This is a genomic window from Tepidiforma flava, from assembly GCF_027594505.1.
In the GTDB taxonomy this organism is placed as follows: Bacteria; Chloroflexota; Dehalococcoidia; order Tepidiformales; family Tepidiformaceae; genus Tepidiforma; species Tepidiforma flava.
In genome coordinates, this window is the sequence record NZ_CP115149.1 from 140,679 (window position 1) to 153,896 (window position 13,218).

Sequence of the window (13,218 nt, forward strand, 5' to 3'; positions counted from 1 at the left end):
CGCATGAGCGCGCGAATCCTTCTGGTGGGGAGCGGCGGGCGGGAGCACGCCGTCGCGTGGAAGCTTTCGCAGTCGCCGCAGGTCGGCGAAATCTTCGTCGCGCCGGGGAACGCCGGGACGGCCAGCCTCGCGCGGAACCTCGACATTCGGCCGACGGACATCGACGGGCTGGTGCGGGCAGCGAAGGAGCACCGGGTCGACTTCTACCTCGCGACGATGGACGACCCGCAGCCGCTGGGGCTCGTGGACCGGCTGCAGGCGGAGGGGTGCTCTGCTACGGCCCCTCGGCGGCGGCGGCGCGCATCGAGGCGAGCAAAGCGTGGGCGAAGGCGTTCATGGAGCGGCACGGCATCCCGACCGCGCGGGGGCGCTCGTTCAGCTCGTTCGAGGAGGCGGCGGCGTGGGTCGAATCGCTGCCGGAGCAGCGGCTGTGGGTGAAGGCCTCGGGGCTCGCGGCCGGGAAGGGCGCCGTGGGGGCGGCCAACCGGGACGAGGCGATCAGCATCCTGCGGTCGATGCTCATCGAGCGGGCGTTCGGGGACGCCGGGAGCACGGTGGTGGTCGAGGAAGAGCTGAGCGGGTTCGAAACGAGCGCGCATGCGTTCTGCGACGGGACGACGGCCGTGCTGTGGCCGTTTGCGACCGACTACAAGCGCGCGCTGGACGGAGCGCAGGGGCTGAACACCGGCGGGATGGGGGCGTATGCGCCGACGAAAGGGGTGGACGAGCGGCTCGCGGCGGTCATCCGCGAGCGGGTCATCGACCCGGTGCTGCGCGGGATGGCGGCGGAGGGGCACCCGTTCGTGGGGACGCTCTTTCCGGGGCTGATGGTGCGGGACGGCGACGTCAACGTGATCGAGTACAACGCGCGGTCGGGCGACCCGGAAACGCAGGTGCACATGCTGCGGCTGGAATCGGACCTGTACGCCGTAGAGCGCGGCGGCGGAGGGGCGGCTGGGGGAGGTGGAGGTGCGGTGGGCAGCGGAGCCGGCGGTGTGCGTGGTGCTGGTGCCGGGCGGCTACCCGGGCAAGTACGAGACCGGCCACCCGGTCGAAGGGCTCGACCGCGTCGACCCCGACGTGTTCGTCTTCCACGGCGGCACGAAGCTGGTCGACGGGCGGGTGGTAACGAGCGGCGGCCGGGCGCTGACGGTTGCCGCGCGGGGCGCGACGGTCCGCGAGGCGCGGGAGAAGGTGTACGACAACGTCCGGCGGATTCACTTCAAGGACATGCACTACCGGACGGACATCGCGCTGGAGGCGGCGGCGGGCGGCTGACGCGGCTTCTCCGAGCGGGGCCGGCGGGCTACCATTGCGGGGTGATCCCGCGCTACTCGCGGCCGGAGATGGCCGCCATCTGGACCGACGAAGCGAAGTACCGCCGCTGGCTCGATGTGGAGGTCGCGGCGTGCGAGGCGTGGGCTGAGCTGGGCGTCATCCCCGCGAGGCGGCGGAGAAAATCCGGCGGGATGCGCGCTTCGACCTCGCGAAGATCAACGAGTACCTCGCCATCACGCATCACGACGTGACGGCGTTCCTCCGCTCGGTCGCGGATTCGCTCGGCGAAGAGGGGCGGTACGTCCACTTCGGGCTGACGAGCTCGGACGTCTGGGACACGGCGACGGCGCTCCAGCTCCGGGATGCGAGCGACATCCTGATCGCGGATATCGACGGGCTGCTGGCGGTGCTCGAGCGGCAGGCGCGGGCGCACCGGGATACGCTCTGCGTGGGCCGGACGCACGGGGTGCACGCCGAGCCGACGACCTTCGGGCTGAAGCTGGCCGTGTGGGTCGACGAGATGCGCCGGAACCGCGCGCGGATGGTGGCGGCGCGGGATGCCGTGGCGGTCGGAGCAATCTCGGGGACGGTCGGCACGCACGCCTCGGTGCCGCCGCGGGTGGAGGAGCTGGTGTGCGAGAAGCTCGGGCTGGGCATCGAGGCGGCCTCGACGCAGGTCATCCAGCGGGACCGGCACGCGCAGTTCGTCACGACGCTGGCGCTCATCGGCGCCTCGCTGGAGAAGTTCGCGACGGAGATCCGGGCGCTGCAGAAGACGGAGGTGCGCGAGGCGGAGGAGCCGTTCGACGAGGGACAGACGGGTTCGAGCGCGATGCCGCACAAGCGGAACCCGGAGCTGTGCGAGCGGATCACGGGGCTGGCGCGGGTGCTGCGGGGATACGCCGTGACGGCGATGGAGAACGTGGCCCTGTGGCATGAGCGGGACATCAGCCACTCGTCGACGGAGCGGATCGTGTTCCCGGACGCGACGCTGGTGCTGGACTACATGCTGAACCTGTTCACCGGGATCATGGAGCGCCTGCGGGTCTACCCGGAGCACATGCGGGAGAATCTCGAACGCTCCTACGGGCTGGTGTTTTCGCAGCGGGTGCTGCTGGCGCTCATCGAGACGGGGCTGAGCCGGCAGGAGGCGTACGCGATCGTGCAGCGGAACGCGATGCGGGCGTGGAACGAGCGGGTGCCGTTCCTCGAGCTGCTGCTGGCGGACCCGGAGGTGACCTCGCGGCTGCCGGAAGCGGAGCTGCGGGGGCTGTTCGACTACGGCTACTACCTGAAGAACATCGGCGCGACGTTCGAGCGCCTCGGCCTGTGATGCAGCAGGGGCGCCGGGGAACGCGGGCCTGCTGCCGGCGCGCCGGGTCATCGGCACGGCGTGGGACCTGATCACGTCGCGGCCGCGGGAGGCGCTGCTGCCGGTTGCGGCGGTCGAAATCCCGGTGGCCGTCCTGACGGCCGGGGTGACGGCGGTTGCGCTCCTGACGGTGCTGCGCGACGTCGAACTCGGGACCGACGACCGCGGCTACCTGCTCCTCATCCTGATCACTGCGGCCGCGCAGGCGCTGTTCGCGCAGGTGGCCCACGGGGCGGCGATCGTGTCGATCGCGGGGCTGCTGCGAGGCGAACGGCTGACGCTGAGCGAGGCGCTGGACCCGCCGTTCACGCGGATGGGCGGGCTGCTGGCGATTCTCATCATCTTGCTGGCGGTGACGGCCGGGCTGGCGCTGACGCTCATCGGGCTGGTGCTGCTGCCGTACATCGCGGTGCGGCTGGCGCTGACGCACCAGGCGTTCCTGCTGGAGGGGCGATCGCCGTTCGGCGCATTCGGCCGGAGCTGGGCATTGATGCAGGGGCACATGCTGCGCATGCTGGGAGTGATGCTGCTGACGCTGCTCATCTTCCTCGGGCCCGCCCTGCTCATCCAGGCGCTCGACGCGCTGGTGGCGGGGCCGCGCGGGGCGCAGGTCGCGCTGCAGGCGGGCGTCTCGGTGCTGCAGGGCATCCTGACGATTCCGCTGGTGGCGTTCACCTCCGCGACGACGACGGTGTTCTACCTCAACCTGGAGGGAGCGCAGCCGTGGCCGAAACGATGATCCGCTCGGAGCTGCCGTGGCCGGTGTACCGGGGAAGGTGCGCGATACGTACGACCTCGGCGACCGGCTGCTGATCGTGGCGACGGACCGGATTTCGGCGCTGGACGTGGTGCTGCCGACCCCAATCCCGGGGAAGGGGAAGGTGCTGACGATGCTCTCGGCGTGGTGGTTCGAGCGCATCGGCGCCGTGGTGCCGAACCACTTCATCGCGGTGGTGACGGAGGCGAACCGCCGCGAGGTGCCGTTCGAGCTGGGGCCGGAGTACTTCGGGCGGTCGATGCTGGTGCGGAAGGCGAAACGGCTGGACGCGGAGTGCATCGCCCGGGGTACCTCTCGGGTTCGGGCTGGAAGGAGTACCGGGCGACGGGGACGGTGTGCGGCATCCCGCTGCCTGAGGGGCTGCGCGAGTCGGACCGGCTGCCGGAGCCGATTTTCACGCCGAGCACCAAGGCGGCGGAGGGGCACGACCGGAACATCACCTATTCGGAGCTGGAGGAGCTGGTCGGCCCCGAAGCGGCGAACGCGATGCGGATACGGACGATGGCCGTCTACGGGTATGCGCACACGGTGGCGCTGGAGCGGGGGATCATCATCGCCGATACGAAGCTGGAGTTCGGCTGGTGGAACGAGGAGGTCATCCTCATCGACGAGGTGCTGACGCCGGACAGCAGCCGGTTCTGGCTCGCCGAGGAGTACCGGCCCGGCGGGCCGCAGCCGAGCCTCGACAAGCAGCCGGTGCGGGACTGGCTGGCGGCGAACTGGCGGGATGGCGAACCGGTCCCGGAGCTGCCGCGCGACGTCGTCGAAGCGACAACGGAACGGTACCGCCGTGCGTACCGGATGCTGACTGGAGAGGAGCTTTCGCTGTGAGCAAGAAAGACGGGAAGTCGAAGGCGGAGAAGGCCGAGAAAAAGGCCAGGAAGGAGGCGGGCGAGGCGAAGGGGTTCCTCGCGCGTGTGTACGTGGCGCTCAAACCGACCGTGAACGACCCGGAGGGGCTGACCATCGCGAATGCGCTCGGGTCGCTCGGGTTCGATGGCGTCGAAGGCGTGCGGTCGGGCAAGTACTTCCAGGTGCGGCTCCGGGCAGCGGACGCGAAGGCTGCGGCCGAGCAGGTGGACCAGATGTGCAGCCGGCTGCTGGCGAACCCGGTCATCGAGACGTACGAGTTCGAGCTCGAGAAGGCGTGAGATGGCCGGCGGGCCGCAGCGGATCGTCTGCCTGACGGCGGAGACGACGGAAATCGCATTCGCGGTTGGGGCCGGCGACCGGGTCGTTGGGGTGAGCGGCTACGCCATCCGGCCGCCGGAGGCGCGGAAGAAGCCGAAGGTCGCGGCTTTCCAGACGGCGCACGTCGAGCGGATCCCGGCGCTCGAGCCGGACCTCGTGCTGGGGTTCAGCGACCTGCAGGCGGAGATTGCGCGGGAGCTCATCCGGGCCGGCGTGGCGGTGCTCATCACGAACCAGCGGACGCTCGCAGAGACGGCGCAAGCGATGCGGCTGATCGGGGCGGCGTGCGGCGAGCCGGCGGCGGGGGAGGCGCTGGCGGCGCAGTTCGAGGCAGCGCTGGAGGCGGTTGCGGCGCGGCCGACCCGGCCGGAGCGGCGGCCGCGGGTGTACTTCGAGGAATGGGACGACCCGCTGATCTCAGGCATCGCGTGGGTGAGCGAGCTCATCGAGCGGTGCGGCGGGGAGGACATCTTCCCGGAGCTGCGCGGGTGCCGGGCGGCGCGGCAGCGGGTGGTAGACCCGGCGGAGGTGGCGCGGCGCGACCCGGAGATCATCATCGCGAGCTGGTGCGGGAAGAAGGCGCGGCTCGAGCGGATTGCGGCGCGGCCGGGCTGGGAGCGCGTGAGCGCGGTGCGCGACGGCCGGCTGCACGAAATCAAGTCGCCGGACATCCTGGCGCCGGGGCCGAGCCTGCTGCACGGGGCGCGGCAGCTCGCGGCAGTGCTCGACGGGGTTACTGGCGCGGCGTGACCGGGCCCGGGTCGACGGCGAAGTAGACCTCGCAGGCGCGGCGGGCGGCGCCGGGCTCGAGCACGGGCGGACGTTTCACGAAGCGGGATTCTTCGATGATGAGCTGGAGGATGTCGCGCGGGTGGCAGCTGCGGAGGTTGCCGTTCGAGGCGCGGCGGACGAGTTCGACGGCGACTTCGATACCCTGGGGCTGGCTTCGACGCCCATCGCATCGGCGAAGCGCCGGAAGATTTCGGCCATCTGCTCGGGGGTCGGTTCGGGGATGCGGATTTTGTACGGGATGCGGCGGAGGTGCGCCTCTTCGAGCATCGCCTTCGGCTCGAGGTTGGTGCTGAAGCAGATGGTCGAGCGGAAGGGGAAGGTGATGCGCTCGCCGGTGACGAGCGACATGGTGTCTTCACCGCGTTCGAGGGCGGCGATCCAGCGGTTGAGAAGGGCGTGGGGGAGACCTGCTGGCGGCCGAAGTCGTCGATGGCGAGGAGGCCGCCGTGGGCCTTCACGTGGGCCGGGGCCTGGTGGTAGCCGAGGGCCGGGTCGTAGGCGAGGTCGAGGTCCTCCGGGCGGAGTTCGCCGCCGACGAAGACGAAGGGCCGGCGGATGCGGAGCCAGCGGCGGTCGAACTGGGAGGTAGCGTCGGCGGTGTCATCGCCTTCGACCGGCTGGTGCACGAGGTCGTCGTAGAGGCGGATGATGTGGCCGCTGACGTAGACAGCCATGGGCATGAGGGTGACGCCCTGGATGGCCTCGCTGGTGAGTTCGAGGATGGTCGTCTTGCCGTTGCCGGGGGCACCCCAGAGCATGGCGGGGCGGCCGCTGGTGAGCGCGAGGCAGACTTTGGCGACGACGTCGCGGGCGAGGACGAGCTGCTGGAGGGCGCGGGCGAGGCGGACGGGGTCGGGGGCGCCGATTTCGGTGTCGCGTTCGAGGACGCGGAAGTAGTCCTGAATGGGGACGGGCACGGGGCCGACATACTTGCTGCGGCCGAAGGCGTTTTCGGCCTCGCGCATGCCGAGTTCGGTGAGGCGGTACTGCCATTCGGTTTCGAGGCGGCCGGAGGCGGAGGTCGTTTCGACGAGGCGCTGGCGGCGGAGTTCGTCGAGGGCCTCGCGGGCGACGCCGGGAGAGACGCGCATCGCGTTCGCGATGCCGACGGGCGTGGGGACGGTAATGCGGTAGAGGGTCTTCAGGGTGAGGTCTTCGATGAAGCGCTCGGGGAGGCCCAGTTCGTAGATGTGGTCGGGGGCCTCAGGAAGCGAGGGGAGGCGCGCAGGTGGCTGGGGGCCTGGCGCGGCGGCTGCTGGCGCGGTTCCTCGGCGTACTCCGGCTGCATGGCGAGGCTCCCGGAGGTCGGGGGAATGGGTGCTCCATATCACCTACCTGCGTGGCACCGAGCGCCGTTCGGGGCGCGTGCCCTACCTTGAAGGTCGGCAGGCAGGGAAGCGCGCCCAGATCCGGGGGTGATGAAGCGGCTATTCCCCGGGTGACAGCGGCGTGAACGGCGGGTTGTCGCCGCCGGGCGGCGCAGGGGCGGGTCGGCGAAGGCGAAGCGGCCTTCCATGTCCCAGAGGAGCCACCACTCACGGCGGACTTCCATGCGGAGGTAGCGGTCGGCCCCGCGGAGGACGGCCACCGTGGGGCTGAAGCCGGCGGCGGCAAAGGCGCGGCGGGCGGGCACGTTGGCTTCGAGCGTATGGAGGTAGATTTCGCGGAACGGGTGGGCGGCGAAGAGGTAGCGGAGGAACAGGACGACGGCTTCGCGGCCGAAACCGGCGCCGCGGCGGCGGGCATCGCCGATGGTGATCCCGAGCTCGGCCGAATCGCCGGCTTCACCGTTGTAGTACATGACGGTGCCGATGTGTTCGCCGGCGATGGTATCGATGGCGAGCTGGTCGCGGCCGTAGCCGGCGAGGCGGGTTTCCTGTTCGAAGGTCTCGAGGAAGCGGGCGAACGAGGGGGGACGGGCGCCTGGCCGTTGAGGCGGGCGGTTTCCGGGTCGCGCCGCCAGTGGTACTCGTCGATGGCGTCGCTGCGGCGGCGGCGGCGGAGGAGGACGTTCCGGCCGCGGGCGACGACGAGGGCAGCGTCGCCGGCTGGCGGCGTCTCGAGCGTCACACCTCGACCCCGAGACGCCGGGCGGCTTCGCGGAGGAGGTTCCGCTCGCCCTCGTAGGTGAGGAGTTCGAGGGCCTCGGGGATGGTCACCCAGCGGACTTCGTCGAACTCATGGTCGTGGTTAGCGACGTCGCCGCCGACGGGCTCCATCAGCCAGTGGTGGACGCGCTTGTGATAGCGGGTGCCGTTGGCGGTGAACCAGTACTCGATGCTGCCGATCGGTTCGCCGAGGCGGACGTCGAGGCCGGTTTCTTCGCGGACTTCGCGGAGGGCCGTTTCTTCGAGGGGTTCCCCTCATCCGGTGTGCCCTTGGGGAGCACCCAGAGGCGCTCGGCGCGGCGGCCGCAGATGGCGACCTGGACGTCACCGGTTTCGGTGCGGCGCCGGGGATGCCGCCGGCGGAGACGACGTCTTCGATGGGGAGGCGCGAGCGGGAGGTCACGGGAGCTCTCCGAAGCGGCGGAACTGGATGCCGCGCGCGGCCTCGAGGGCAGCTTCGACGGCGTCTTCGAGGCCGGGCGGCGCTTCGTCGCGGTAGGATTCGAGGAGTTCGACGCCCTCGTCGCCGCCGATGTCGCCGAGGGCTTCGATGACGGCGAAGAGCACCTCAGCATCGTCGTCGCTGAGCGCTTCGCCGAGCGCGGGGACGAGCTCTTCGGAGCCGAGCGCGCCGGCGGCGAGGGCGGCCTCGAAGCGCATTTCGGGGTCATCGGCGGCGAGCTGTTCGGCGATGTACTCGGCCCATTCTTCGCGCGCGGAATAGCCCATGGCGCGGATGGCGGCGAGGCGGAGGGCGGGCTGGCCGCTTTCGTAGGCGGCTTCGATGACGGCGGGGACGCGGGGGTCGCCGCTGGGGCCGAGCGCCTCGACCGCAGCAGCGCGGAGGCCTTCCACGCTGGATGCTGCAGCCTCGAGGAGGGCGGCGGTCATGCGCCGGGCGGTGCGCTCATCGAGACGGCCGTATTCGGCGGCTTCGAGGAAGCGGAGGAGGCTGCGGGCGGCGGCGGCGCGGACATCGAGGTCGCGCTCGGTTTCGACGAGGGTGACGAGGAGGTCGCCGGCGGCCGGGTCGAGCGATTCCCAGAGGGCCTGGATGGCGCGGAGGCGGACGGACGGCTCGGGGTCCGCGAGGCCGACGCGGCCGAGGGCGGTGAAGTCGAGGGCGAGGTCTTCATCGGCGAGTTCGTAGGCTTCGTCGAGGAGGAATTCGCGCTCCGGGAGGGGGATGTCGAGCCAGCGCTCGCGGAGGTAGGCGGCATCGGCGCGGTCGAGGTCGGAGAGGGCGGCGAACTCCGCGGGCCGGGGCCGGGTGCCGGCGGCGACGGCGTCGAGGAAGCGCTGAATCCCGGGGAGGGCATCACCGTGATCGTAGCATCACCGGCGGGGAGTTCTTCGCGGGCGAGCGGACGGCCGAGGAGGCGAAGCATCGCCTCGGGGACGGTGCGGGCGCCGCCGATGACGGCCGCGACCTCGGCGGTGATGGGGAGCTCGACGCCGGCAGCGGCGGCCATGCGGAGGGCGACGGGCGCGGTGCGGGCCCCTTCGACCGTTTCGCCGATTTCGGCGGCGGCCTCGGCGGGGAGCGGCCGGCGGCGAGGAGTTCGCCGAAGCGGCGGTTGCGGCTGAGCGGGGAGAAGCAGGTCGCGGCGAGGTCGCCGACGCCGGCGAGGCCGTTGAAGGTGGCGAGTTCGGCACCGAGGGCGAGCCCGAGACGCGTCATCTCGGCGAGGCCGCGGGTCATGATGGCGGCGACGGCGTTGGCGCCGAAGCCGAGCCCCCATGCCGCGCCGGCAGCGATGGCGATGACGTTCTTCAGGGCGCCGGCGAGCTCGACCCCGACGACGTCGGTGGAAGCGTAGACGCGGAAGGCGCCGTGGGAGAGGGCGTGCTGCCACGCGAGGCCGAGGTCGGGGTCGGGGACGGCGACGACGGCGGCGGCGGGCAGGCCGCGGATGATTTCGTGGGCGAGGTTCGGACCGGAGAGGGCGCCCGTACGGGCCGGGTCGAAGCCGAGCGCGGCGAGGAGGGCGGTCATGCGGCTGGAGGTCTCGAGGTCGAGGCCCTTGGTGGCGGAGACGACGGGAACCGTCGCGGGGAGGCCGCTGGCGAGGACGCTTTCGCGGACGGCGTGCGAGGGGACGGCGACGAGCGCGCCGGCGAGGGAGGCTGCGTGCCCGGGGGTGAGCGGCGCGGGATGGACGTGAACGCGGGGGCCGAGGACGCGGCCGGCCCCGAGGCGCTCCAGGCCGCCGGCGGCGCGGACGGCGTGGGCTTCGAGTTCCGAGCGGACGACGAGGATGACATCGCTGCCAGCGCGTTCGAGGAGGGCGGCGAGGGTGACGCCCCAGGAGGTGGCGCCGAGGACGGCGTAGGCGGACATCAGCCGGTGGCGGGCCGGTCGCCGCCCTGGCCGATGCGCGGTTCGGTGCCGTTCAGGAGGCGCCGGATATTGGGGATGTGCTTGTATTCGACGAGGGCAGTGGCGAAGAGGCTGTACCAGGCGAAGGCCGGGTCGGTCTTCCCGGCGATGGCGAGGCCGCAGATGATCGCCGCGCAGATCGGCACGCCCACGACGGACATGAAGGAGACGTAGCGGGTCGCGCCGACGAGGACGGCGCCGATGAGCGGGAAGAAGAGCGAGATGAGCGGGGCGAGGCCGAGGATGCCGCCGTAGGTGCTGGCGACGCCGCGGCCCCCGGAACCCGGCGAAGACGGGCCAGACGTGGCCGACGATTGCCGCGCCGGCGCCGACCGCCGCGACTTCGTTGGAATCGAAGAGGTAACGGCCGACGAGGGCCGGGACGGCGCCCTTGGCGATATCGAGGACCATGACGATGGCGGCGGGAATTTTGCCGGCGGTGCGGAGGACGTTGGTGGTGCCGGTCTTGCCGCTGCCGGATTCGCGGATATCGCGGCCGAGCCAGAGGTAGCCGACGATGAGGCCCCAGGGAGGGAGCCGAGGAGGTAACCGAAGAGGGCGTTGACGACGTAGGGGATCACGAAGCGGAATCTTCGCCCGAACGGGCTCTGAAGACCAGCTTGATGGCGGTGCCTTCGAAATCGGCGGCCTCGCGGATGGCGCGTTCGAGGTAGCGGCGGTAGCTGAAATGGACGAGCTCGGGGTCGTTCACGAAGAGGACGAAGGTTGGCGGGTCGATGCCGGCCTGGGTGGCGTAGAAGAGTTTGAAGCGCCGGTTGTGGACGAGCGGCGGGACGTGCTCGCGGACGGCGCGGGAGAGGATAGCGTTCAATTCGGGCGTCGGGATGCGGCGGCGGCGGGCCTCCCGGGCTGCCTGCACGAGGCGGAGCAGCTCGGGAAGGCCGCGCCGTTCGAGCGCGGAAATGAAGGTGTAGAGGGCCCAGGGCACGAAGCGGATGCGGCTGCGCATCTGGCGCTCGGCCCAGGCTTTGCGCTCGGCCGGGTCCTCCCAGAGGTCGGTCTTGTTGACGGCGATGACGAGGCCTTTCGCGTTCTCGACGGCGATGCCGGCGATGTGGGTGTCCTGGGCGGTGACGCCTTCGCTGCCGTCGACGACGAGGACGGCGACATCGCAGCGCTCCACGGCGCGGGTGGTGCGGAGGACGGAGTGGCGTTCGACGCCCTTGCCGAGCTTGCCGGGGCGGCGGACACCGGCGGTATCGATGAGGACGAAGGAGCCTTCCGGCGTGTCGATTTCGGTGTCGATGGCGTCGCGGGTGGTGCCGGCGACGTCGCTGACGATGACCCGCTCCTGGCCGAGGATGGCGTTGACAAGCATCGACTTGCCGACGTTAGGGCGGCCGATGATAGCGACGCGGGTGCGGTCCGATTCGGGGACGAGCGGGATCTCCGGCAAGAGGGCCACGACCATGTCGAGCATGGTGCGGACGTTTACGTCGTGGAGGGCGCTGACAGGGAGCGGTTCGCCGAAGCCGAGCGCGGACGCCTCGGCGATGCCGGCGAGTTCGCGCGCCTCGTTGTCAGCCTTGTTGGCAACGAGGATGGTGGGTTTTTGGGCGCGGCGGACGACATCGGCCATGTCGTAGTCGCTCGCGGTGAGGCCGTCGCGGGCGTCCACGACGAAGATGACGACCGCAGCCGTATCGATGGCCTGCTGGACCTGCCCCATGATGAGGGGGCGTAGACGTTCTGTTCGTTGGTCTCGTAGCCGCCGGTGTCGATGATGCGGAAGCGGCGGTCGAGCCATTCGACGTCGGCTTCGAGGCGGTCACGGGTGGTGCCGGGCTCGTCTTCGACGATGGCGCGGCGTTCTCCGACGACGCGGTTGAAGATCGACGACTTGCCCACGTTCGGGCGGCCGACGATGACGACGCGGGGAGGATGTCGGTTGCGGTCACGGGAGCACCTGGATGAGGGTGACGGTGACCGTCGATGGGGCTTCGAGTTTGAGTCCAGAGGGACCGGTCACAGATACAGGATAGGCTGCGGTGCCGGCTGTGGCACCGGTGAGGGAGACCGCGGCCTTGATATCGGAAGGGCGGAGCGCCGACACGAGGTCGGCGGGGCCGCTGACGCGGACTTCGAGGGCGAGCGGCCGCGCCGGGTCGCGGGCGAGCCCGGGGGCAGGTTTTGGAGCTCGGGAGCGACGAGGAGGCTCGCGGCTGATTCGACGGGTTCGAACTTGATGGTGACGGTGACGGTGCGGCGGTCGAGGGAGACATTCGGGATGGCGACGAGGTTGCGGACGAGGCGGAGCTCGGTGCGGGCCCCGGTGACGTCGACCTTCTCGGCGGTCACGGCGTTCAGCTCGTTCACGACGGCGCGCTCGCCGGAGACGGTGACGGCAGGCGGGTCGATGGTGATGGAGGCGACGCGGTAGCCGACGGCCGGTGCGCCGCTGAGGTCGACGAGGACCGGGATGGAGCGCTGGACGAAGGCTTGCACGATGCGGATGGTGGCCGTGGCCCGCGGCGGCGAGATGGCGACAGTCTCGACGGTTCCGGTGGCGGACCGGGCGACGAGTTCGCCGGTGACGACGTAGGCCTGGTCCTTGACGCCGCTGAGGTTGACGTCGAGGTCGACGGACTGGACGGCCTGGACGCGCTCGGGGAGGCCGGAGATGGTAACGACGGCGGGCTCGACGGTCGTGCCGGATTCGTCCTCGCGGAAACCGGCGGGGAGCTGGCCGGAGCGGCGGATGGTGACCGGCACTTCGCGGGTGGCGGGTTCGACGAGGGTGATGCGGACCTGCGAGGGGATGACCTGGAGGACGCGGATGCCGGGCCGGCGGGAGGTGACGCGGACCTGGCGGAATTCTTCGACGCCGGGCTGCATGCCGCGGACGTCGACGCGGGCGTCGAAGTCGGACGGCGCGAGGGCGGCGAGGTCGTCGGCGCGTCCTTCGGCGATGACGCGGACGGAGTGGCTTTCGCGGACGATGTAGGGCCCGGCGTTTTCGGCGGTGACGACGATGGAGGCGGGCTGGCCTTCTTCGGGGAAGGTGACCGAGACGCGGGGGTTTTCCACGTCCTGGACGACGAACCAGATGGCGAAGGCGGCGAGAAGGCTGAACGTGGCCTGGGCCCAGTGTTCGCGGAGCGACCGGGCGGAGCCGGCGAGGACCTGGCGGGCGGCCTGGCGGCGGGACGGGCGGCGGTGGTTGCCGTTCACGCGCGCACCTCGGCGGGGGAGGGGACGGCGGCCCCATCGGGTTCGAGGACCCATTCGAGGACGGCCCGGAGGCGGCGTTCATCGGGGACGGGGTGAGCCGGCCGTTGAGGGCGACGCTGATTTCGCC

Annotated in this window: 11 protein-coding genes and 8 pseudogenes; 9 read left to right on the forward strand and 10 right to left on the reverse strand. The window is 71.0% G+C overall.

Annotated elements, in window-relative coordinates:
- Positions 1-3 precede the first annotated feature (3 nt).
- The 8 genes and pseudogenes from O0235_RS15210 (at position 4) to O0235_RS00990 (ending at position 5,369) form a co-directional block, all read left to right on the forward strand.
- Complete coding sequence (locus O0235_RS15210; RefSeq protein WP_373324341.1) at positions 4-438, forward strand: phosphoribosylamine--glycine ligase N-terminal domain-containing protein; 435 nt, start codon at positions 4-6, stop codon at positions 436-438.
- Positions 336-830: pseudogene (locus O0235_RS15215) on the forward strand (phosphoribosylamine--glycine ligase); the annotation flags it as partial. The gene O0235_RS15210 and the pseudogene O0235_RS15215, both read left to right, overlap by 103 nt.
- A 139-nt stretch (positions 831-969) precedes the next feature.
- Complete coding sequence (locus O0235_RS00960; RefSeq protein WP_270056741.1) at positions 970-1,278, forward strand: phosphoribosylglycinamide synthetase C domain-containing protein; 309 nt, start codon at positions 970-972, stop codon at positions 1,276-1,278.
- A gap of 41 nt (positions 1,279-1,319) precedes the next feature.
- Positions 1,320-2,611 (forward strand): annotated as a pseudogene (gene purB / locus O0235_RS00970) (adenylosuccinate lyase).
- Between the two features lie 124 nt (positions 2,612-2,735).
- Positions 2,736-3,389, forward strand: a complete 654-nt coding sequence (locus tag O0235_RS00975) for a hypothetical protein (RefSeq protein WP_270056743.1) — start codon at positions 2,736-2,738, stop codon at positions 3,387-3,389.
- Between the two features lie 16 nt (positions 3,390-3,405).
- Positions 3,406-4,259: pseudogene (locus O0235_RS00980) on the forward strand (phosphoribosylaminoimidazolesuccinocarboxamide synthase).
- On the forward strand, positions 4,256-4,579 hold the full coding sequence (gene purS / locus O0235_RS00985) for a phosphoribosylformylglycinamidine synthase subunit PurS (RefSeq protein ID WP_270056745.1): 324 nt from the start codon (positions 4,256-4,258) through the stop codon (positions 4,577-4,579). The pseudogene O0235_RS00980 and the gene purS overlap by 4 nt, the downstream one beginning before the upstream one ends.
- A gap of 1 nt (position 4,580) precedes the next feature.
- Positions 4,581-5,369, forward strand: a complete 789-nt coding sequence (locus O0235_RS00990; RefSeq protein ID WP_270056746.1) for a cobalamin-binding protein — start codon at positions 4,581-4,583, stop codon at positions 5,367-5,369.
- Between the two features lie 88 nt (positions 5,370-5,457).
- On the opposite strand, the pseudogene O0235_RS00995 reads toward O0235_RS00990, so the two are convergent.
- Positions 5,458-5,709 (reverse strand): annotated as a pseudogene (locus O0235_RS00995) (hypothetical protein); the annotation flags it as partial.
- A gap of 148 nt (positions 5,710-5,857) precedes the next feature.
- On the opposite strand from O0235_RS00995, the gene O0235_RS01000 reads away from it, so the two are divergent.
- On the forward strand, positions 5,858-6,790 hold the full coding sequence (locus O0235_RS01000; RefSeq protein WP_270056748.1) for a hypothetical protein: 933 nt from the start codon (positions 5,858-5,860) through the stop codon (positions 6,788-6,790).
- Here the strand turns inward: O0235_RS01000 and O0235_RS01005 are convergent.
- From O0235_RS01005 to O0235_RS01040, 9 genes and pseudogenes are all read right to left on the reverse strand, one after another.
- Positions 6,739-7,374: a GNAT family N-acetyltransferase gene (locus tag O0235_RS01005; RefSeq protein WP_270057995.1), complete on the reverse strand. Its 636-nt coding sequence runs from the start codon at positions 7,372-7,374 to the stop codon at positions 6,739-6,741. The two genes, O0235_RS01000 and O0235_RS01005, sit on opposite strands and share 52 nt — an antisense overlap.
- Positions 7,375-7,477: 103 nt before the next feature.
- Positions 7,478-7,714 (reverse strand): annotated as a pseudogene (locus O0235_RS01010) (NUDIX domain-containing protein); the annotation flags it as partial.
- 204 nt (positions 7,715-7,918) lie between these two features.
- On the reverse strand, positions 7,919-8,824 hold the full coding sequence (locus O0235_RS01015; RefSeq protein WP_308445664.1) for a HEAT repeat domain-containing protein: 906 nt from the start codon (positions 8,822-8,824) through the stop codon (positions 7,919-7,921).
- A 13-nt stretch (positions 8,825-8,837) separates the two neighbouring features.
- Entirely contained in the window at positions 8,838-9,860 is a 1,023-nt protein-coding gene (locus O0235_RS01020; RefSeq protein WP_270056749.1) for an NAD(P)H-dependent glycerol-3-phosphate dehydrogenase, read from the reverse strand.
- Positions 9,860-10,589: pseudogene (locus O0235_RS15220) on the reverse strand (glycerol-3-phosphate acyltransferase). Before O0235_RS15220 ends, O0235_RS01020 begins: the two are co-directional and overlap by 1 nt.
- Positions 10,477-11,589: a ribosome biogenesis GTPase Der gene (gene der / locus O0235_RS01035; protein WP_373324343.1), complete on the reverse strand. Its 1,113-nt coding sequence runs from the start codon at positions 11,587-11,589 to the stop codon at positions 10,477-10,479. Before der ends, O0235_RS15220 begins: the two are co-directional and overlap by 113 nt.
- Before the next feature lie 80 nt (positions 11,590-11,669).
- Positions 11,670-11,768 (reverse strand): annotated as a pseudogene (locus O0235_RS15225) (GTPase); the annotation flags it as partial.
- Positions 11,769-11,814: 46 nt separating this feature from the next.
- A complete protein-coding gene (locus tag O0235_RS15230; RefSeq protein ID WP_506005447.1) occupies positions 11,815-11,973 on the reverse strand; it encodes a hypothetical protein in 159 nt (52 codons plus the stop codon).
- 143 nt (positions 11,974-12,116) lie between these two features.
- Positions 12,117-13,145: pseudogene (locus tag O0235_RS01040) on the reverse strand (CdaR family protein); the annotation flags it as partial.
- Positions 13,146-13,218 lie beyond the last annotated feature (73 nt).

Coding starts and splice junctions, on each gene's coding strand:
- O0235_RS15210 (WP_373324341.1), top strand. CDS start 4: ATGAGCGCGCGAATCCTTCTGGTGGGGAGCGGCGGGCGGGAGCACGCC.
- O0235_RS00990 (WP_270056746.1), top strand. CDS start 4,581: ATGGCCGGCGGGCCGCAGCGGATCGTCTGCCTGACGGCGGAGACGACG.
- O0235_RS01020 (WP_270056749.1), bottom strand. CDS start 9,860: ATGTCCGCCTACGCCGTCCTCGGCGCCACCTCCTGGGGCGTCACCCTC.
- der (WP_373324343.1), bottom strand. CDS start 11,589: ATGGGGCAGGTCCAGCAGGCCATCGATACGGCTGCGGTCGTCATCTTC.